The 19,810-nt window shown below is 55.7% G+C and carries 18 protein-coding genes; 14 read left to right on the forward strand and 4 right to left on the reverse strand.

What is annotated here, in order from left to right; translation table 11 throughout:
• Positions 1–20 precede the first annotated feature (20 nt).
• Positions 21–1,604, reverse strand: a complete 1,584-nt coding sequence (locus FHS21_RS17820) for a DUF1254 domain-containing protein (RefSeq protein WP_183663524.1) — start codon at positions 1,602–1,604, stop codon at positions 21–23.
• 383 nt (positions 1,605–1,987) lie between these two features.
• On the opposite strand from FHS21_RS17820, the gene FHS21_RS17825 reads away from it, so the two are divergent.
• Complete coding sequence (locus FHS21_RS17825; protein WP_112530019.1) at positions 1,988–3,535, forward strand: DegQ family serine endoprotease; 1,548 nt, start codon at positions 1,988–1,990, stop codon at positions 3,533–3,535.
• A 175-nt stretch (positions 3,536–3,710) separates the two neighbouring features.
• Here the strand turns inward: FHS21_RS17825 and serB are convergent, their stop codons facing one another.
• On the reverse strand, positions 3,711–4,598 hold the full coding sequence (gene serB / locus FHS21_RS17830) for a phosphoserine phosphatase SerB (protein ID WP_183663459.1): 888 nt from the start codon (positions 4,596–4,598) through the stop codon (positions 3,711–3,713).
• Positions 4,599–4,624: 26 nt separating this feature from the next.
• Here serB and miaA point away from each other — a divergent pair, with 26 nt between their 5' ends.
• Positions 4,625–5,509, forward strand: a complete 885-nt coding sequence (gene miaA / locus FHS21_RS17835) for a tRNA (adenosine(37)-N6)-dimethylallyltransferase MiaA (protein WP_183663461.1) — start codon at positions 4,625–4,627, stop codon at positions 5,507–5,509.
• Between the two features lies 1 nt (position 5,510).
• Here the strand turns inward: miaA and FHS21_RS17840 are convergent, their stop codons facing one another.
• Entirely contained in the window at positions 5,511–7,397 is a 1,887-nt protein-coding gene (locus FHS21_RS17840) for an ATP-binding protein (RefSeq protein ID WP_183663463.1), read from the reverse strand.
• Positions 7,398–7,769: 372 nt separating this feature from the next.
• On the opposite strand from FHS21_RS17840, the gene FHS21_RS17845 reads away from it, so the two are divergent.
• The 12 genes from FHS21_RS17845 to ilvC all read left to right on the forward strand — a co-directional run bounded on the left by FHS21_RS17845 (position 7,770) and on the right by ilvC (position 19,004).
• Positions 7,770–9,575, forward strand: coding sequence for an acetolactate synthase 3 large subunit (locus tag FHS21_RS17845; RefSeq protein WP_281386113.1), 1,806 nt, complete (start codon positions 7,770–7,772; stop codon positions 9,573–9,575).
• 21 nt (positions 9,576–9,596) lie between these two features.
• Positions 9,597–10,169, forward strand: coding sequence for an acetolactate synthase small subunit (gene ilvN / locus FHS21_RS17850; RefSeq protein ID WP_112530013.1), 573 nt, complete (start codon positions 9,597–9,599; stop codon positions 10,167–10,169).
• Positions 10,170–10,281: 112 nt separating this feature from the next.
• Positions 10,282–10,875 carry a LysE family translocator gene (locus FHS21_RS17855; RefSeq protein ID WP_183663465.1) on the forward strand — a complete coding sequence of 198 codons (594 nt, stop codon included), beginning with the start codon at positions 10,282–10,284 and terminating at the stop codon, positions 10,873–10,875.
• Between the two features lie 38 nt (positions 10,876–10,913).
• Positions 10,914–11,534 carry a nitrile hydratase subunit alpha gene (gene nthA, locus FHS21_RS17860; RefSeq protein ID WP_183663467.1) on the forward strand — a complete coding sequence of 207 codons (621 nt, stop codon included), beginning with the start codon at positions 10,914–10,916 and terminating at the stop codon, positions 11,532–11,534.
• Positions 11,531–12,190, forward strand: coding sequence for a nitrile hydratase subunit beta (gene nthB / locus FHS21_RS17865; protein WP_183663475.1), 660 nt, complete (start codon positions 11,531–11,533; stop codon positions 12,188–12,190). Before nthA ends, nthB begins: the two co-directional genes overlap by 4 nt.
• On the forward strand, positions 12,177–12,539 hold the full coding sequence (locus tag FHS21_RS17870) for a nitrile hydratase accessory protein (protein ID WP_224508493.1): 363 nt from the start codon (positions 12,177–12,179) through the stop codon (positions 12,537–12,539). The genes nthB and FHS21_RS17870 overlap by 14 nt, the downstream gene beginning before the upstream one ends.
• A 1-nt stretch (position 12,540) precedes the next feature.
• Positions 12,541–12,972 (forward strand): hypothetical protein, encoded by a 432-nt coding sequence (locus FHS21_RS17875; protein WP_183663478.1) that lies wholly within the window; start codon positions 12,541–12,543, stop codon positions 12,970–12,972.
• A 62-nt stretch (positions 12,973–13,034) separates the two neighbouring features.
• Complete coding sequence (locus FHS21_RS17880) at positions 13,035–14,162, forward strand: ATP-dependent DNA helicase (RefSeq protein WP_183663480.1); 1,128 nt, start codon at positions 13,035–13,037, stop codon at positions 14,160–14,162.
• Between the two features lie 100 nt (positions 14,163–14,262).
• On the forward strand, positions 14,263–15,003 hold the full coding sequence (locus FHS21_RS17885) for a pyridoxine 5'-phosphate synthase (protein WP_183663482.1): 741 nt from the start codon (positions 14,263–14,265) through the stop codon (positions 15,001–15,003).
• A 142-nt stretch (positions 15,004–15,145) separates the two neighbouring features.
• A complete protein-coding gene (locus FHS21_RS17890; RefSeq protein ID WP_183663484.1) occupies positions 15,146–17,071 on the forward strand; it encodes a potassium transporter Kup in 1,926 nt (641 codons plus the stop codon).
• A 233-nt stretch (positions 17,072–17,304) separates the two neighbouring features.
• Positions 17,305–17,958: a TetR/AcrR family transcriptional regulator gene (locus FHS21_RS17895; protein WP_183663486.1), complete on the forward strand. Its 654-nt coding sequence runs from the start codon at positions 17,305–17,307 to the stop codon at positions 17,956–17,958.
• A 26-nt stretch (positions 17,959–17,984) separates the two neighbouring features.
• The gene (gene ilvC, locus FHS21_RS17900) at positions 17,985–19,004 is read left to right on the forward strand and encodes a ketol-acid reductoisomerase (RefSeq protein WP_112529995.1); all 1,020 of its coding nucleotides are present in this window, start codon (positions 17,985–17,987) and stop codon (positions 19,002–19,004) included.
• Positions 19,005–19,137: 133 nt separating this feature from the next.
• Here ilvC and FHS21_RS17905 read toward each other — a convergent pair whose 3' ends face one another.
• Positions 19,138–19,629 carry a RidA family protein gene (locus FHS21_RS17905; protein ID WP_112529993.1) on the reverse strand — a complete coding sequence of 164 codons (492 nt, stop codon included), beginning with the start codon at positions 19,627–19,629 and terminating at the stop codon, positions 19,138–19,140.
• Between the last annotated feature and the right edge of the window lie 181 nt (positions 19,630–19,810).

The raw sequence follows: 19,810 nt of genomic DNA on the forward strand, positions 1-19,810 counted from the left end.
CTATTGCAATTCGGGCGGTCCTATTGGACCAGCTCGATCTCGCTTGGCCGCCACTTCTTGGTGAAGAACGGCTCCAGCGGGCTGTAGAGGCGCAGGAGCGTGAACCAGCCCTTCTTGGGATCGGTCTGGATCCAGTTGCCGCGCTTCACGCCGTCGGGCTGGGTCGGGCCGAAGTAGATGGTCGTGGAGCCGTCCGCTGCGGCCTCGGCTGCAGGCGACGGAAAGCTCTGGCTGCCGGCGCGCGGATAGCGTTGTGGTGTGTCGAGCATGGAACGGGTCATGTTGTCGTAGAGCGTGAACGACCAGAAGTTTTCTTCCGGAATGCCCTGCGGCAGCATCACCTTGTAGGTCTTTGCGCCGTCAAAGTAGTTCTTGTCCGCGTCCGTCATGGCAAACAGATATTGGGAGCCGATACCCGTGAGGCGCATAGCCATGCCTGGCGTGATGCCGGTGACGCCGTAGAAAAAGTTGGTCCGCGCATCCATGGTGCGGTAGCCGGTGGCCGGATATGGCTTGACACCCTCGGGCGTTATTTCAGGGATCGGCGTTTCGAACTCGTAACCGGTCTGGAACAAGTAATTCATCCAAGCTGAGTTGGGATAATAGAACCAGCTCGGATCGCGTGGGCTCATGAACAGGTTGCGCGAGCTTGCATTGGCGACCGCCAGCGCTTCGGTCATGATCTTCTTCATGCGCTCGTCGGGCGCGAAAGGCTTGCCCTTGACGATGCCGATCGCCGCGATCGGGCCCATCAGTTCCGGGTCGAGCGACGTGGCCGGTTCCTTCTGCACGACCTCGTTGAGCATCTCGTAGAAGCTCCAGTCGTTGGGCGGAAGGGTGTTCATTACCTTGCCGCTTCCGTCATGGAACACGGTCGGCGGCGGTGGGGTGATCTTGCCGAGCTTGGTCTTGCCGGCCAGGAAGTCGGCGACGGGAGTGCCGACACCGCCGACTTCGAAAGGATAGACCTTGGTGAATTTCTTGATCCCTTCGACCACTGGTTTGGGATCGTTGTGATTCTCCAGGAACGACCGGCCGAACCACACGATGGAATTGGTGCGGGCACGCGCGACGAAGAATCCTCCTTCCGGCAGCGGCCCGGTGTAGTCCGGTCCCACAATCAGATATTTGCCACCCTCTCCGCGGTCGGGCCCAGGCGCGCCAAGGTCGATCACCCAGCGGAACCAGGCGTCCTGCACAGCGCCAAGAAACTTGGGCGGAGTCTCCACCACAACGGGCCCCTTGCTAAGATCGAGGAAGCCCATGACGTAGATCGTGTCGGCGTTCGCGGTCAGGAACAGCGACTTGGCATCCATCAACTGTTCGAAAACGATGACCTCGTTGTCCTTCATCCCTATGCTCATCATGCCCTTTCGCAGCGCGTGGATGCTGACGCCACGCAAGTTGTCCATGAACGCGCGGTAGGCGTAGGTGAAGTCGAGGTTGTCGTAGAGTTTCTCAGCGGCCGCCTTGCTCGGTACGCCGTCCTTAAACTCCATCGTGCCTAGCCGGGACTCCACCTTGTCGGGAGTAACGAGCGATGGCGGTATTTCGGCGGTCTGTGCGAAGCTGGCAACCGGTAAGCCGCTTGCCGTGACGAGCATCGCCAGTCCGGCGATGATGCCTCGAGTCGGATTGACGGCGCATTCCTTCGCCTTATCCTTCGTGTCGATCATGGTTTCCCCCTGTCAGAACTGAAAAGAACGCACCACAGCCTTTGGCTAACCGGTGCTGTCAGGACGGCCTTGTTTGATTGCCTCATCTGACCATTGAATGGAGGGGTGGCCAAGTACGTTACAGTAACCAACTCGGCAGATACGGGTCTGGAGTACTCGGCGTGGGGGCGATGCGAGAATAGGCGGGAGACAATTCATCAACTCTTGAATTGACTGATCTGAAATAAATGCTGCAATAGCCCCTCGGTCATATTTATGTCGCCTCTCGCCGTTCTGTTGTATCATTCTGTTTCCGATAAGGGCTCGAACGTATGTTTTTCAAGACTGGTCGCCTCGTTCTCCGTTCCGCAACCGCGGCTACCGCGCTGATTGCGCTGACCGCGACAAGCCTCAACCCGGCCTATGTCGGTGTCGCGCGGGCGCAGGTGCAAGCTCCGATTGTGCCGAACAGTCAGCAGCCGCGAGCACAGGGGCCGGCCTCGGTTGCCGACCTTGCTGCGGGCCTGCTCGATGCCGTGGTCAATATCTCGACCTCGCAGACCGTAAAAGGACAGGATGGGGAATCGGGACCGGTGCCAATGCCGAAGGTGCCTGATGGCTCGCCCTTTCAGGAATTCTTCGACGAATATTTCGGCAAGCAGAATCCCGGTGAGAGCAATCCTTCGCACAAGGTCCAGTCGCTCGGTTCGGGTTTCGTCGTCGATGCGGCTGAGGGCATTGTCGTCACGAATAATCACGTGATTGCCGATGCCGACGAGATCGAAGTCAATTTCAATGACGGTTCCAAGCTGAAGGCGACCCTTGTCGGCAAGGATACCAAGACCGATCTTGCCGTGCTCAAGGTCGATCCGAAAAAGCACAAGCTCATTGCCGTCAAGTTCGGCGATTCATCGAAGACGCGTATCGGCGATTGGGTGATGGCCATCGGCAATCCCTTTGGTCTCGGTGGCACCGTGACCGTCGGTATCGTTTCGGCGCGCAACCGCGATATCAATTCCGGTCCTTACGACAATTTCATCCAGACCGACGCTGCGATCAATCGCGGTAATTCCGGCGGGCCGCTGTTCGATATGTATGGACAGGTTATCGGCATCAATACCGCGATCATTTCGCCGACAGGCGGATCGATCGGTATCGGTTTCGCCATTCCGGCCGAGCTTGCGTCCGGCGTCATCGCTCAGCTGCGCCAGTTTGGCGAGGCGCGTCGCGGCTGGCTTGGTGTGCGCATCCAGCCTGTGACTGACGATATCGCCGAAAGTCTCGGCATGACATCCAGCAAGGGCGCGCTGGTCGCCGGGATCATCGAAGGCGGCCCGGTCGCCAATGGTGCGATTCTGCCCGGTGATGTGATCACGCGTTTCGATGGCAGGGATGTGAACAACGTCAAGGATCTTCCGCGCGTTGTGGCGGAAAGCCCAATCGGCAAGGAAGTCGATGTCGTCGTTGTCCGCAAGGGCAAGGAGCAGACTGTCAAGGTCACGCTCGGCCGTCTGGAAGACGGTGATCAGGCGGACGCCAAGAAGGACGATCAGACAACCGGCGAGGACGGAGCCGCCCAGAACGTGGACGTGCTCGGCATGAGCCTTGGAAAACTCGACGATGCCACCCGCAAGACCTTCGGCATCGCCAAGGAGGTCGAGGGCGTGCTGGTGACTGAAGTGCAGAACGGCTCGATTGCCGCCAACAAGCGGATCGCGGCAGGTGATGTCATTGTCGATATTGCGCAGGAGACCGTCTCGACGCCTGAGGATGTGGCGGCGCGGATCGAAAAACTTCGCGACGAGGGCCGCAAGAATGCGCTGCTGATGCTGGCGTCGAAAACCGGCGAACTGCGGTTCGTCACGCTTCAAATGGACTGATTTGGACGGCTGGATTCAACCGCGGCATTTTTTCGTTCAGAGGATTGAGGATCGTACGCAAGTTTGTGCAAGAACTACCTGATCTTACGGAAGAACTCGCGAATCTGATGCAAGAAGTGTCGATTCTGGCGCAAGATTTTCAACCATAGCGCGAAAAATGGTTGTGGACGCGAGTTCAGACCACAAAATCGGTTTTTCGATAGCCCTGGATATAGAGAAGGGCGGTCAGATCACCATGGTCGATCCGCACGTTTGCCTGTTCTGCAACGATCGGTTTGGCGTGGAGCGCCACGCCTGTGCCGGCCAGTTGCAGCATGCCGAGGTCATTGGCGCCGTCTCCGACCGCGATCGCATCTTGCGCTGAAAGGCCGAAACGCTGGCAGATGGAGGTCAGCGCCGCAACCTTCGCCTCGCGGCCGAGGATCGGCTCCTTGACCTCTCCCGTCAAGACTTTTCCATTATCTATCAAGGTGTTGGCACTGTTTTCATTGAAGCCGATCATCTCGGCGATACGCTGGGTGAACACGGTAAACCCGCCTGAAACAAGCGAAGTATAGGCCCCGTGTTTTTTCATTGTGCGCACCAGTTCCGGTCCGCCTGGCATGAGCGTGATGCGGCCGGCGATCACCTTGTCGATCACTGTGTAGGGCAGGCCCTTGAGCAGCGCGACACGTTCACGCAGCGCAGGTTCGAACGCGATTTCGCCATTCATCGCCCGCGCAGTGATCGCCGCAACTTTTTCGCGCAGGCCAGCTTCTTCGGCCAGTTCATCGATACATTCTTGCTGGATCATGGTCGAATCCATGTCGGCGATCAAAATCTTTTTGCGTCTAGTATCTTGATTTCGCACGATAATATCTATTGGCGCGCCGTCGATAGCCCGTACCAGTTCAAGATGCGCTTCAGTGGCATCGGTGCCGTCCCTTAGAGGCAGATCACAGGCAATCCCATCGGCGAGCCAATAAAGACCTGTTGCATTAACCGCCGCCGAGGCTTTAATCCCGAGCGATGGTACAAGGTCCGAAGTGGCGGGATTGGCGATGAGCGTGGCCATCAAGGGCATAGGGCAATTTCCGATTGGGCGTTGACGTGGCGAAAAGACAGATAATCCTGATAGCTGGACCGACGGCAAGCGGCAAGTCGGCGCTTGCGCTTCGTTTGGCGGACGAAACAGGCGGTGTGATCGTCAATACCGATTCAATGCAGGTCTATGATGTCCTCAATCTCTTGACCGCGCGGCCAGGTCCGGACGATCTCAAAGCCGCGCCCCATTATCTCTACGGACATGTTTCACCGAGCATCGCCTACTCGACCGGACGCTGGCTCACGGACGCCGAAGAAGTTCTGAATAGGCCAGAACTAACTGAAAAGACTATGATTTTCGTTGGCGGTACCGGGCTGTATTTTCGTGCTCTTCTCGGAGGGCTATCGGCAATGCCTGATATTCCGGCCGATATCCGGGCGCATTGGCGTCAGCAGGATGCGGAGCTGGGCTCTGAGGAATTGCACGCGATTCTCACCGAGAAAGACCCGTTGGCGGCGTCTACCTTGCGTCCGACCGATAGCCAGCGGATTGTAAGAGCGCTCGAAGTCATCGATACGTCGGGTCGGTCCATCGTCGAATGGCAAAAGGCAACCGGCAGATCGCTGATTCACTCTGGAGCTGCGCGCAAGATTGTTATCGAGCCCGATAGGAAATGGCTTGGCGACCGCATAGCATCGCGCTTTGAAACCATGATGAAAACGGGTGGCCTCGACGAGGTCAAGGCATTGTTATCATTGGGGCTTTCGAGTGAACTCCCTGCCATGAGAGCGATCGGAGTGCGCGAAATTGCCGAGGTTCTTGCCGATCGGCTGGGTCCAGAGGAAGCCGCAGAACTCGCGACGATCGCTACCCGTCAATATGCAAAGCGCCAGATGACATGGTTCCGCAACCAGCTCGGCGATGACTGGGAAAGGTTGCCTTATCCGTGACTCAGGTCTTGTCGTTGCGGAACGTACGGATCAGGTCGCTGGCACGGAACCGGTCGGTATTTTCCGGTTGCGACTTGGGCGGTTCCTCTTTGCGGATCGCAGCATCGATATTGCGCCACTGGGTTCTTACCGGCTCCTGAGCCAGCGGAACCGTATGCCTCTGGCTCGCGACAGGCGGGTTAATACTGTCGACCATGTCGAATGCATCATCCTGATTACCTGTGCTTTCTGCCGCATTGAGCTGCCGCATTCGCATCAAGATCGTATCGAGAGAGAGGTAAGAATCGCCCAGCCGCATGGATTGCTGACTTTTGGTCATATGTGCGGCCGGCAGTTGGTCAGGCGCAATTGTCTCGAACATCATGCGCATCGGCGTCGGAACGGCCTCACCAAACGCGATCGCTTCTCGATTGGCAATCGATGACAGGAATCCAATCGTGCTTTGCGATGCGCCGGTAATGGCGCCCCGAATGATCTCCTGGTCACGCTCATTTCCAAGGCGCATGGCAAACACGGTGCTGCATTGGGAAAGAATGGTTGCATCGAGCTCGCCGGGACGCTGCGTAATGACCGCCAGATAGACGCCATATTTGCGGCCTTCCTTGGCAATACGGGCAATTGCCTGACGGGTTGGCCAGAAACCCGCATTGGCATCCGCGGGAATGTAACGATGCGCTTCTTCGCAGACGACGAGCGTCTGTGCGCGGCCGTCGCTCGACACCACGAGGTCGAAAGCCATGCGGCAGAGTACCGAGGCAACGGAATTCACCACTTCCGATGGCAATCCAGCCAATTGAAAGACGCAAATTGGACGATCGTTCTTGGGTATGCGGAAAATGTGGCCAATCGTCTGGCGCATCGTGTCCATCGTCGTCGGGGCCGAAAACATGAAACGGTAGCGGGGGTCGGCAACCAGCGCCTGCAAACGCTGCCGAAGCGCCTTCATGATCGGCCGATCCGTCTTGCCTTCCAATTGGCCGATGCGTTCATCGATCAGCTTGATGAGATCAGCCATCCGGTATGGTGTCGGCGTATCCGCGGTCAACGACGAATAGTCGCGATCTTTTTTCAGGAGCGATGTGGCGGTCGTTGCTTCGGAACTGGCAAAGCGCTCCCGCGCAATCGGAATCAGATCGCGCAAGGCATCAACTTCGGCTGGCACCGTCGGCCTCCCGCGGAAGACAGCTTCAGCAAATTCTTCCAGCCTGAACAGCCAATAGGGCAACTCCAACGTGTTGTAATCGATCGAGATTGCATGATCAGGAAAGGCGCTTGCGAATTCGTTGTGCGGATCGAGGATGAGCACGCGTAAATCGGGTCGCTGCGCGATGATCTTGCGCAAGAGCAGGGAAACGGCGCTTGATTTACCCACGCCGGTGCTGCCAAGGACGGCAAAGTGTCGCGAAACCAGACTATCGATGGATATCAATGCCGGGATCGACGCATTTTGCGACAGATGCCCGACCGATACGGTGTTTTTCAGGCTTGCCGTGTAGATAGTTGCCAGATCTGTCGCGCGAATCCGATGCGCTACGGCGCCCATGTGCGGATAATTCGCGATGCCGGATGAAAAGGTCAACGAACCATCATCATGCTCATTGACCTGTCCGATAAGCTCGACATGGATGCGAATGCTCTGGTCGGCTTCGACGACCCATTGCGCTTCATGGGCGTTGACTTCATAGACGAGCCCAACCACGCGGCTGTTTCCGACTTGAATGGAAATCAACTGGCCGACTGTCCAATAGTCATCCGATGCTGCGATAGAGGGCCCGGTCAACGCGTAAATGACGGCTTTTTCGCCGTTGCATTCGATGACGTGCCCATCGGTTCGATTGCGAACGAAGGGTCTGGGTTGTTCAGCCGGCAAGGCTTCAGCGTTCATCATTGGTGACCATTCCGTGAACTGATAGCAGTGTGTTGACAAGACTTGTCGGGTCACCCTAATTCGAAGGCATTGAGATTATCTTAGCGTGATTATGACAATTGTTTCGACCGGTTTCAGGCTCAGTGCTGGTCATTCGATTTGATTTGCATTTTTGCCGTTGACGTATGGAATTTGCTTAACTATCGTCCGCGACCATGAAAACAGTTCTTATCGTCGTGGGATCGCGCATGGGCAGGGTGTAGTAAGCACCCGGCGAAAGCTCCCATGCGCGATACACAGGCTCCTTCGGGGGCCTTTTTTATTTCCAACATTTCAGTTAGAGCAGACACCTTCTGAAGGGCCAAGAGCCGCAGAATAGACGGGAAGAGACCGATGAAAGCAGACAAGCAGGATAGTGACAGCCGACCATCGCAACGACGTGAAATGACTGGTGCCGAGATGGTCGTCCAGGCACTCATTGATCAAGGGGTAACCGATATTTTCGGATATCCGGGTGGCGCAGTGCTTCCGATTTATGATGAACTCTTCCAACAGGACAAGATCAACCACATTCTCGTTCGGCACGAACAGGGTGCGGGTCATGCCGCGGAGGGTTATGCCCGCTCCACCGGCAAAGTCGGCGTTATGCTGGTCACATCAGGGCCCGGTGCAACCAATGCGGTTACGCCGCTGCAGGATGCGTTGATGGATTCCATTCCGTTGGTCTGTATCAGTGGACAGGTCCCGACGAGCCTGATCGGTTCGGATGCCTTCCAAGAGTGCGATACGGTCGGTATTACGCGTCCTTGCACCAAGCACAATTGGCTGGTGAAGGATGTCAACGATCTGGCGCGTGTTCTGCACGAAGCTTTCCACGTCGCCAAGACAGGGCGTCCCGGTCCGGTTCTCGTTGACGTTCCGAAGGATGTTCAGTTTGCAACCGGCATGTATACACCGCCGGAAGTCTCGCCGCGCACCAGCTATCATCCCAAGATCCAGGGTGATATCGAGGCGATCAAGCAGGCTGTTGCTCTGATGTTGACGGCAAAACGCCCTGTTATCTACTCGGGGGGCGGTGTCATCAACTCCGGCAACGAGGCAAGTAAATTGCTGCGGGAACTCGTTGAGCTCACCAATTTCCCGATTACCTCGACATTGATGGGGCTTGGTGCTTATCCGGCATCTGGCAAGAATTGGCTTGGCATGCTCGGAATGCACGGAACCTATGAAGCCAACATGACGATGCATGATTGCGATGTCATGTTGAACATCGGTGCGCGCTTCGATGACCGTATTACCGGCCGCATCAGCGGTTTCTCGCCAAATTCCAAAAAAATTCACATCGATATTGATCCGTCGTCGATCAACAAGGCGGTTCGGGTTGATGTTCCGGTCATCGGTGATGTTGCCCATGTGCTCGAAGATATGATTCGCCTGCTGCGCGCGTCGTCGACAAAGCCTGACGAAAAGGCGATCGATCAATGGTGGTCGCAGATCGACAGGTGGCGCGCACGGAAATCTCTGTCCTATACGCGCAACAAGGACGTGATCATGCCGCAATATGCGCTGGAGCGGCTGTATGCACTGACCAAGGATCGCGACACCTATATCACGACCGAAGTCGGCCAGCACCAGATGTGGGCGGCGCAGTTCTATCATTTCGAAAAGCCCAATCGCTGGATGACATCAGGCGGTCTCGGAACGATGGGCTATGGCCTACCGGCAGCGCTGGGTGTGCAGATCGCGCATCCTGACTCACTGGTTATCGACATCGCTGGGGACGCTTCGGTGCAGATGACTATGCAGGAGATGAGTGCTGCTGTTCAGTATGAAGCGCCGATCAAGATCTTTATCCTGAACAACCAGTATATGGGTATGGTTCGCCAATGGCAGCAACTGCTGCATGGCAATCGACTGTCGCACTCCTATACGGAAGCCTTGCCCGATTTCGTCAAGCTCGCGGAAGCCTATGGCGGTCATGGTATTCGCTGCGAAAAGCCTGGCGATCTCGACGATGCCATTCAGGAAATGATCGACGTCAAAAAGCCGGTTCTTTTCGATTGCCGCGTGGCTAATCTCGCGAACTGCTTCCCGATGATCCCTTCCGGCAAGGCTCACAATGAGATGCTTTTGCCGGATGAGGCTACGGATGATGCAGTCGCCAACGCCATTGATGCCAAGGGCAGACAGCTCGTTTAGGAAAACCGGAGAAAATAACAAATGAACGCTCAAAACCTAGCCTCCGGTTCGGCATATTTCATTGCCAAGGAGACTGAACTACCAGTCACGACAGTTCTATCGGTCCTGGTCGATAACGAGCCGGGCGTCCTTGCACGCGTGATTGGCCTATTCTCCGGACGGGGCTATAACATTGAAAGCCTTACGGTTTCCGAGACCGAGCACGAACAGCATCTGTCGCGCATCACAATCGTGACGCGCGGCACGCCGCATATTCTGGACCAGATCCGCCACCAGCTGGAACGCATTGTGCCGGTGCACCGTGTGGTAGATTTGTCTGTGCGTGCAGATGAACTTGGTCAGAGCGGGCCAATCCAGCGCGAATTGGCGCTGGTCAAAGTCGCTGGTCTTGGCGAGCACCGCAATGAAGCATTGCGTCTGGCCGATGCGTTCCACGCCAAGGTGACGGACGCAACGACGGAGCATTTCATCTTCGAGATCACTGGCAAAGGTTCGAAGATTGACCAGTTTATCGCGATCATGAAGCCGCTTGGCCTTGTCGAGATTTGCCGGACAGGCGTTGCCGCCATGAACCGCGGCCCGATGGGAATGTAGCCAAGCTTTAGTACTCTTGTCAGGGGCTTAATTGTATCCCTGACAAGTCCCGCCTTGAGCAAGATATCGCCCGGCCCTATGAGTGCCCCTTTTTACAGGGGTGGGGATAACAATGACACTCGAGATTTTTCTGACCCTGCTGGTGTTCGCTTTCGTCACGTCGATAACGCCGGGACCAAATAATTTTATGCTGCTGACGTCGGGCGTCAATTTCGGCTTTAAACGCACGGTTCCCCACATGTTCGGTATTGGCTCGGGTTTCTTTACTCTGCTTATTGGCGTAGGTTTGGGACTTGGAGCTCTGCTCCAGACCTTTCCGCTTCTTTATATGGCCCTGAAATTTGCGGGTGGTGCCTATCTGATCTATCTCGCCTACAAGATCGCCATGTCCCGCTCTCTGAACGCCGTTGACAGCAAGGCGCGACCGATGACGTTCCTCGAAGCTGCCGCGTTCCAGTGGATCAACCCGAAAGCATGGGTGATGGCTGTGACCGCCATGGCAACTTATACGTCGCCGCAAGCTTATTTTACGACGGTTTTACTCGTGGGGATCGCGTTTGCGATCGTGAATATTCCATCCGTTTCGAGCTGGGCAGCCTTTGGGCAAATCATGCGCGGTTGGCTTGCTGATCCGGTGCGGCTGAAATGGTTCAACATCACAATGGCGGTTCTGCTCGTGGCCACCTTATGGCCGATGTTGAAGTAAGCTTGCGCTGACCGCTGTTGGCGCATAGGATTTTCTCCATGCCACACGATCATGACGACCACCATCACGATAATGAACTTGATCCCATGGCTGCGCGCGTGCGCGCCTTGGAAACGATTTTGACGGAGAAGGGCCTCATCGACCCGCAGGCGATTGATGTGATCGTCGATACGTACGAAACGAAGGTTGGTCCACGCAACGGAGCGAAAGTTGTCGCAAAAGCTTGGTCGGATCCAGAATATGCCGATTGGCTGAAGCGCGACGCAACAGCAGCAATTGAATCCCTGAGTTATACCGGGCGGCAGGGCGAGCATATGCAGGCAGTATTCAATACGCCGGACACGCACAATCTCGTCGTATGCACGCTGTGCTCATGCTACCCGTGGTCGGTGCTTGGCTTGCCTCCCGTCTGGTATAAATCGCCGCCCTATCGGTCGAAGGCCGTTATTGATCCGCGTGGCGTACTGGTCGAGTTTGATTTGTTCCTTCCCGACACGACTAGAATTCGTGTCTGGGATTCGACTGCCGAACTCCGCTATCTTGTTGTACCAATGCGCCCCGAAGGTAGCGAAGGCCTGAGTGAAGAACAGCTTGCCCGGCTCGTCACACGCGACTCCATGATCGGGACGGGGCTGGCACTGGCACCGGAGGCAGCATGAACGGGCCGCAGGATCTTGGCGGACAGATGGGTTTTGGCCCTGTTGCGCCGGAAAACAATGAGCCGTTGTTTCACGCCGGTTGGGAAAAATGGGCTATGGGCATGACAATCGCCGCAGGCGCGATGGGGCAATGGAATATCGACGAAAGCCGTCACGCCCGCGAAAGTCTGCATCCCGCGGATTATTATGCTTCCTCCTACTATGAAATATGGACCAAGGCGCTGGAGGTCCTGCTGAAGCGCCATGGATTTGTCCAGCCACAGGAACTCGATGAAGGCCGCTCACTTGGTAAAGGAACTCAGCCAAAACGTGTTTTGAAAGCGGAAAATGTCGCGGCAGCCCTTGCAAAAGGCGGTCCTTGCGATCGCCCTGTGGCAGGTGAGCCGCGCTTCCAGCCAGGCGATCGCATCCGTACCCATAATTTCAATCCGGAAACGCATACGCGACTGCCGCGCTATGCGCGTGGCAAGTTGGGGGTAATCGAAGCTGTCCGTGGTGGCTTTGTCTTTCCGGATTCCAATGCTCACGGCAAGGGTGAGAACCCCCAATATGTTTATACAGTGGTATTCACCGCGCCTGAGATATGGGGCGATGGAGCCGATCCTACTTTGACCATCAGTATTGATGCCTGGGAGAGTTATCTTGAGCCTGCGTGAGCTGATCACTCACTCGCGCGGACTACCCGCGAGCGGTGACGGTCCGGTATTTGCCGAACCTTGGCAGGCGGAAGCCTTTGCAATGGCGGTTGCCCTCCACGACCGCGGGTTGTTCACCTGGGAGGAGTGGGCGGCCACGCTTTCCGGCAAACTGAAACACCCTGGCGCGCTGGATGATGCTAGTGACTACTATAGTTGCTGGCTTGAGGCGTTGGAATCGCTGATCGCCTCCAAGAATGTTGCGGATAGCCACGATATCGATCAATTGGCTGCGGCTTGGCAGCGCGCTGCTCATGCGACACCGCATGGTCAACCCATCCGCCTCGAAAATGATCCGGACCGATCCTAAGATGAATATACGCTCATTCGCTACACTGCTGGTCTCCACTTTCATATTGTTTACCAGCCACGCCTCGGCACAAGACACTTCGTGGTCGACGCCGAACGAAGACGATCTACGCAAAGTCATCACCGGAGCGACTCTTACGGGCGAAGTTAAAGCTGAGCCGCCCTTCAACTTCACTGAATTCCTCGGCCCGGATGGCAAGTCTCGCGGCAAGATGATCCAATGCTGCAAACCAGAAGAGGTTGCGACGAAGGGCATGCCCTACGCCGGCGAGTGGGCCCTTGAGAATGACAATCTTTGCTTGACCTATGAGGGCGAGGACCAAAAGATTTGCTGGACGTTGCAGGTCAATGGCGATCGTTTTCGTATGACGAATCAACAATTCGGCCGTATTGGCGAGGGACAGATACGGCCGGGAAATCCCGATAATCTATAAGTCTAATACTCCTCGCGTCCATTTTCCTTGCCCTTTGACGGCGAATCCTGTCACTCAGGACTATGCAATTATCACCACAACAGGATGAAGCGCTCCGGGCCGTTTCAAAATGGTTGAAAGACGGGCGCAGCCCGATTTTTCGGCTTTTCGGTTATGCCGGTACTGGCAAAACGACGCTTGCCCGCTATTTTGCCGAGCATATTGAGGGTGACGTTCAGTTTGCAGCTTTTACTGGCAAGGCAGCACAGGTGCTCCGCTCGAAAGGCGCCGCCAATGCTCGCACGCTGCATTCGTTGATCTACCGACCGCGGGGTGAGGAGGCGGTCGAGAATGAGGCCACTGGCAAAACAAGCATTGCTCCGACATTTTCCTTGAATCGCCAAAGTCCGGTGTCCAAGGCCAAGCTGATCGTCGTCGACGAATGCTCCATGGTCGATGAGCAACTGGGACGGGATCTCATGAGCTTTGGCACGCCAATCCTTGTGTTGGGCGACCCCGGTCAGTTGCCGCCAATTTCCGGTGGCGGTTTTTTCACCGAACACGAGCCAGATTATCTCCTGAGCGAAATTCATCGGCAAGCGCGTGACAATCCCATCATTCGTCTGGCGCTCGATGTACGCGAGGGCCGTGAGTTCACGTTCGGCGATTTTGGTGCCGCAAAGGTGATTTCGAAGACGGATGTCACACAGGAACTGGTTCTCGGTGCCGACCAGGTGCTCGTCGGTACCAACCGCACGCGCCGGCGCTACAATCAGCGCCTGCGAGAGTTGAAGGGTTTTTCCGCGTCTTTTCCACAGGCTGGTGACAAACTGGTGTGTCTACGCAACGACCCCGCAAAGGGCCTCCTCAACGGTTCGCTTTGGAAGGTCATGACCTCGTCGCGTGAAACGGTGAAACCCGGGATCAATCTTTTGGTTGCTCCAGAAGATGAGGAGCCGGGGAGGGGCGTCGCCAAGATAAAACTGCTGAAATCTCAATTCGATGATCCGGACGCCGAAATACCATGGCAGACCAAGAAGCGGTTTGACGATTTCGACTACGGTTATGCTCTGACGACCCACAAAGCGCAAGGATCGCAATGGGATGAGGTCGTGCTCTTCGACGAAAGCTATGCTTTTCGTGATACACGTGAACGCTGGCTCTATACCGCAATTACCCGGGCTGCAGAACGCTTGACCGTCGTGCGATGACCCAAAGGACTCAATCTTTGAGTTTAGATGAAATAGCATTATTTTATGTCGCGTTTCTGCTGTAAAGAAGATGCCAGTGCTTCCGCGTACGGGTTAAATCATGACCGCATCACTCTCCGTCAACCTCAATGCGATCGCGATGCTGCGCAACAGACGCGATCTGCCCTGGCCCAACGTCATTAGTCTTGGACGCATCGCCTTGGCGGCGGGCGCATCCGGTTTAACGGTGCACCCGCGCCCCGACGAGCGACATATCCGTTTTTCCGATTTGCCCGCAATACGAGCGCTTATCGACGATGAATTCCCGCAGGCCGAATTCAATATCGAAGGGTATCCGACGCCGGAGTTCCTGGGCCTCGTCGCTGCAAATGAACCAGAGCAGGTGACGCTGGTGCCTGATGATCCGGCACAGGCGACATCCGATCATGGCTGGAATTTGCAACGCGATGCAGAATTCCTCCGGTCGATCATCTCTGGCCTCAAAGCACAAGGTATTCGCGTTTCACTGTTCATCGATCCCGACCCCGATATGCCTGCCGTGGCCAAGGCGCTTGGCGCTGACCGGGTTGAGCTTTATACTGGCCCCTATGGGGGTGCGCACAATGATCCGCGCCTTGAGGCCAGCGAACTCTCAAAGCTGGAATCGACCGCTGTGGCGGCGGCAAAAGCAGGAATTGCAGTGAATGCAGGGCATGATCTGACGGTCGTCAATCTACCGGCTTTGGTCAAAAAAATGCCAAATCTTGTTGAGGTTTCTATCGGTCATGGGCTTACAGCGGACGCTTTGGTGCACGGGATGTCTGGTGCTGTGGAAAGATTTCTCAATGCGCTGCAAGCCTAGCCCTTTGATTCGGGTGCAGGATTTGCTTTGCTATGCATTTTTGCATATCGCGGGCGAGAAGCTATGAAAAAATGGCGATTGATATTGCGCTGCAACACGACTAACTCGTCCGCCCACGCTGTCAGAGCGAGGGAAAACCTGTATGAGTGAACAACAATTGGATGACGAGAACTGTGATAACGGTCCCGTCGTTCATGAATCGGAACCGCATCACAAAGAGGCCTTTCCGGTTCTTGTTCTTGGTGCCCTCGGCGTCGTCTATGGCGATATCGGCACAAGTCCGATCTACGCCTTTCGCGAAGCGCTCCATGCTGCTTCGCTCGATGGAACCTTGAGCCGCACTGACGTTCTTGGCGTTGTTTCGATGATCTTCTGGGCGCTGGCCCTCATAGTAACCGTCAAGTATATTCTATTTGTTCTGCGCGCCGACAATGACGGCGAGGGCGGTATCCTGTCTCTGATGGCTTTGGCACGGGCGAGCTTCAAGACTCGCCCGCAGCTTATTCTAGCCCTTGGAATCGTTGGCGCATCGCTGTTTTATGGCGATGCGGTGATTACGCCAGCAATTTCGGTGCTTTCGGCCGTTGAAGGCCTTGAGATCGTCACACCGAGGCTGACGCCGTTCATCGTGCCGATCACTCTGGTGATCCTTCTAACCCTTTTTTCCGTTCAGCGCTTTGGTACTGCGCGTGTCGCGACCATTTTTGGCCCGATCACGCTGCTATGGTTTGTCGCTATCGGGTTCTTTGGGTTATGGCACCTTGCCGACGACTGGAGTGTTTTTGCTGCCGTCAATCCCGTCTATGCCGTTGAATACATTATAGATAATCCAGTTACGGCATTCCCCACTATCGGCACGGTGTTTCTTGCTGTTACGGGGGCAGAGGCCCTCTATGCCGATCTTGGCCATTTCGGACGCAAACCGATCGCGACGGCCTGGATGTGGATTGTCTTCCCTTGTCTTCTGCTGAACTATTTTGGGCAAGGCGCATTTATTCTGGCAAACGGTGACTCAGCGAAGAATCCATTCTTCGAAATGTTTCCGCACTGGGCGCTTTTGCCAATGGTGCTGCTCGCTACGATGGCAACTGTCATTGCCAGTCAGGCGGTTATTTCCGGTGCCTACTCGCTGTCGCGGCAGGCTGTGCAACTCAATCTTTTGCCGCGTCTCAACATCGAGCACACGTCAGAGAAATTATCCGGCCAAGTCTATCTGCCGCGCATCAATGTTCTGCTTGGTCTGGTCGTGGTCCTTTTGGTGCTTGGATTTGAACGGTCGTCCAATCTCGCGTCCGCATATGGTATAGCCGTAACCGGAAACATGCTTGTCACGACGATATTGCTTTTCATCGTCATGAGCAGAATTTGGAAGTGGCGCCTGTGGGTGGCAATATCGGTGACCCTTTGCTTCCTCATCATCGATCTAACCTTTGTCAGCGCCAATCTTATCAAGGTCGTAGATGGCGGTTGGGCGTCGCTGGTGGTCGCATTGCTCGTCGTCCTGATCATGTTCACATGGGTGCGGGGCAGCCGTCAGCTCTTCGAGAAAACCCGCAAGGGCGAAGTGCCGCTTGATCTCATTTCGAGGAAAATGGCCGAGAACCCGCCAACGCTTGTACCAGGTACTGCTGTTTTTCTGACCGGTGACCCAAAGAGTACGCCAACCGCGCTGATGCACAGTCTCAAACATTACAAAGTGTTGCATCAGAATAACGTTATTCTAACGGTGATTACCGCACCGACCCCTTTGGTAAAAAAGAGCGAACGGGTGCGTATCGAGCCCATAAATGACCTCTTTATGCGCGTTACTCTCACCTTTGGTTACATGGAACGCCCGAATATTCCGCGTACACTTGCGATCTGCCGGAAGCAGGGTTGGAAGTTCGATATCATGACGACTTCTTTCTTCCTGTCGCGTCGATCCTTGAAAGCTTCGGCGCGGTCGGAAATGCCGCGCTGGCAGGATCGGCTGTTCATCGCGCTCGCCAGGACAGCCAGCGATGCGACCGAATACTTCCAGATTCCGACCGGCCGCGTTGTCGAGATCGGAACGCAGGTAAATATCTAGCAGGGTGCAATTCTACCCGGCACACCAAAATATCAATTGATGGTTGAGATTCTTGTTCCGGATTCGCACTTTCTTGTCCCATTTTCAGGTATTCTTGCGTGGGTTTCGAACTTTCCTGTGCAAGAATTGATCGGGCAGGGCGAGAAATTGTCCCGTTTGGCCTTGTCAAATATCCTGTGCCGTATTAGAACCACTGCCGTAACGTACGGTACGGTACGGCAAGGGAGTTGAAGGTGCAGTTAGCGGTCGACGTTGGCGAGAACGCATTGACTGAGCGTCAGAAGGACGTTCTTGATGCTGCGCTTGCCCTTCTGGTCGAAGCGGGCGACGCGCTGACAATGACCAGTGTCGCGCGCCGCGCCAGCTGTTCCAAGGAAAGCCTCTACAAGTGGTTCGGCGACCGGGATGGATTGCTCACGGCGACTGTCCAATGGCAGGCTTCGAAGGTAAGGGCTGTCCCTGTTAACCCTGAGGCATTCAACCTTGCTTCGCTGACCGCTGGTCTTCAGCGTTTTGCTTCAGATTGGCTGCATGTCCTTTCCGGAACTATCTCCGTGGCGCTTAACCGTGTGGCAGTTGGTCATGCCGGCAGCGACAAGCACGACCTCGGCGTGATCGTTCTAGAGAACGGACCCTTCGCCATGGCTCGCCGGCTCAAGCCATTGCTGCAACTTGGTCGCGATACTGGTCTCCTGCATTTTAACGAAACAGATGAAGCGTTTCGCACCTTTTTCGGACTGGTTGTCCGGGACGTGCAAATCCGGTTGCTGCTTGGCGACCGGCTGGAATTGACTGATGCGTCGATCGAACGGGATTCGCTTCGAGCGACACAACAGTTTCTGGCTCTTTACGGAGCTCAAACGGAAGCGGCCGAAGGTGGCCACTAGGTCCTCACATTGGAAGGAATAAATCGATGCGCGTATATTATGACCGCGATGCGGACATCAACCTGATCAAATCGAAGAAGGTTGCAATCATCGGCTATGGCTCGCAGGGCCGTGCCCACGCACTCAACCTGAAGGACAGCGGCGCCAAGGACGTGCGCATCGCGCTTCGCCAAGGTTCGGCGACTGCCAAGAAAGCAGAAGCCGACGGCTTTCAGGTCGTCAACGTTGCCGAGGCGGCCAAATGGGCAGACCTCATGATGATGGCGACCCCGGACGAATTGCAGGCAGACATCTACAAGGATCACATTGCCGACAATATCCGCGATGGCGCAGCGATCGCTTTCGCCCACGGTCTCAATGTGCATTTCGGTCTTATCGAGCCGAAGAAGTCAGTCGACGTGGTCATGATCGCGCCGAAGGGCCCGGGTCATACGGTTCGCGGCGAATACCAGAAGGGCGGCGGCGTTCCTTGCCTGATCGCTATCCATCAGGATGCGTCAGGCAATGCACATGACCTCGCTCTGTCCTACGCATGCGGCGTTGGTGGCGGCCGTTCGGGCGTGATCGAAACCAATTTCCGCGAAGAATGCGAAACCGATCTTTTCGGCGAACAGGTTGTTCTCTGCGGCGGTCTGGTCGAGCTGATCCGCGCTGGTTTCGAGACGCTCGTTGAAGCTGGCTACGCGCCGGAAATGGCCTATTTCGAATGCCTGCATGAAGTGAAGCTGATCGTCGATCTGATTTATGAAGGCGGCATCGCCAACATGAACTACTCGATCTCCAACACTGCGGAGTGGGGCGAATATGTTTCCGGTCCACGCATCATCACATCAGAAACCAAGGCCGAGATGAAGCGCATCCTGACCGACATCCAGACCGGAAAGTTCACTTCCGACTGGATGCAGGAATACAAGGCAGGTGCATCGCGCTTCAAGGCAATCCGTCGCAATAACGACAAGCACCAGATCGAAGAAGTAGGCGAGAAGCTGCGCGGCATGATGCCATGGATCGGCAGCAACAAACTGGTCGACAAGGCAAAGAACTGAGATTTGACTTTGGTTGAATAGTAAAGGCCGGTGGAGCGATTCACCGGCCTTTTGTTTTGGCGAGCCTGCTCGTTGCTCACAAGTCGCAGCGACGACGGCAAGCAGAGGAGCGGCCTTGACGCGAAAGCGCCCGCTATTCGAGAAAGACGATGGCCTCCACCTCGAAGAGCATGGGGTCAATTGCAAGCTTGGGAACGGGAATCAGAGTCTGCGCCGGCAGCGCCTCGCCGAACATTGCCTTGACGTTTTTGGTCAACACATCAAGCTTGGAAATATCGTGATCGACCACGAAGACCGTGAGCTTGGCGACTTGATCGGGCCGTGCTCCGAGCGCATCGAGGGCGGTGCGCAGATTAGCGTAAGCCTGCTTAACCTGGACAGCGAATTCGGGCGACAAAGCTCCCGTGCTGTCCTGCCCGCCCTGTCCGGAAATGTAGGCCACTCGGGCTTCGCGGGGGGCAATCACCGCCGTGCTGTAGCCATTCGGCGTCGGGTCGTAAAGGTTTTGTGGATTGACGATAGTGAGCTTGAGATCCCGCTCATTTGCTGTCGCTTTGGGAATTCCCATGGTCATGGTCATAATGATTAGCCCTCCGATCAGCAGATGCTGGTTTGCGTGTGACATGATTTTCTCTTGGCTCTGCGGACTGCTGCAAATTAGCCCCGCGACCGACAGGATTGAACATTTACTCATCGCCCATATGACCGACTCGTACGCTGTACGATTTAAGGCATCGTACAGCGTACGAGTCAACTGATCAGGATCGACATTTGAAGCATTGTCGGCCTAAATTGACGTTCTGATG

This window comes from Phyllobacterium trifolii (genome assembly GCF_014192095.1).
In the GTDB taxonomy this organism is placed as follows: domain Bacteria; phylum Pseudomonadota; class Alphaproteobacteria; order Rhizobiales; family Rhizobiaceae; genus Phyllobacterium; species Phyllobacterium trifolii.

What these genes read in the sequence shown, in the direction of transcription:
- FHS21_RS17855 (WP_183663465.1), top strand. Translation starts at nt 10,282, where the DNA reads ATGACACTCGAGATTTTTCTGACCCTGCTGGTGTTCGCTTTCGTCACG.
- ilvC (WP_112529995.1), top strand. Translation starts at nt 17,985, where the DNA reads ATGCGCGTATATTATGACCGCGATGCGGACATCAACCTGATCAAATCG.
- FHS21_RS17875 (WP_183663478.1), top strand. Translation starts at nt 12,541, where the DNA reads ATGAATATACGCTCATTCGCTACACTGCTGGTCTCCACTTTCATATTG.
- FHS21_RS17840 (WP_183663463.1), bottom strand. Translation starts at nt 7,397, where the DNA reads ATGATGAACGCTGAAGCCTTGCCGGCTGAACAACCCAGACCCTTCGTT.
- FHS21_RS17890 (WP_183663484.1), top strand. Translation starts at nt 15,146, where the DNA reads ATGAGTGAACAACAATTGGATGACGAGAACTGTGATAACGGTCCCGTC.
- FHS21_RS17820 (WP_183663524.1), bottom strand. Translation starts at nt 1,604, where the DNA reads ATGCTCGTCACGGCAAGCGGCTTACCGGTTGCCAGCTTCGCACAGACC.
- ilvN (WP_112530013.1), top strand. Translation starts at nt 9,597, where the DNA reads ATGAACGCTCAAAACCTAGCCTCCGGTTCGGCATATTTCATTGCCAAG.
- FHS21_RS17825 (WP_112530019.1), top strand. Translation starts at nt 1,988, where the DNA reads ATGTTTTTCAAGACTGGTCGCCTCGTTCTCCGTTCCGCAACCGCGGCT.
- FHS21_RS17880 (WP_183663480.1), top strand. Translation starts at nt 13,035, where the DNA reads ATGCAATTATCACCACAACAGGATGAAGCGCTCCGGGCCGTTTCAAAA.
- nthA (WP_183663467.1), top strand. Translation starts at nt 10,914, where the DNA reads ATGCCACACGATCATGACGACCACCATCACGATAATGAACTTGATCCC.
- FHS21_RS17845 (WP_281386113.1), top strand. Translation starts at nt 7,770, where the DNA reads ATGAAAGCAGACAAGCAGGATAGTGACAGCCGACCATCGCAACGACGT.
- serB (WP_183663459.1), bottom strand. Translation starts at nt 4,598, where the DNA reads ATGCCCTTGATGGCCACGCTCATCGCCAATCCCGCCACTTCGGACCTT.
- FHS21_RS17885 (WP_183663482.1), top strand. Translation starts at nt 14,263, where the DNA reads ATGACCGCATCACTCTCCGTCAACCTCAATGCGATCGCGATGCTGCGC.
- nthB (WP_183663475.1), top strand. Translation starts at nt 11,531, where the DNA reads ATGAACGGGCCGCAGGATCTTGGCGGACAGATGGGTTTTGGCCCTGTT.
- FHS21_RS17905 (WP_112529993.1), bottom strand. Translation starts at nt 19,629, where the DNA reads ATGTCACACGCAAACCAGCATCTGCTGATCGGAGGGCTAATCATTATG.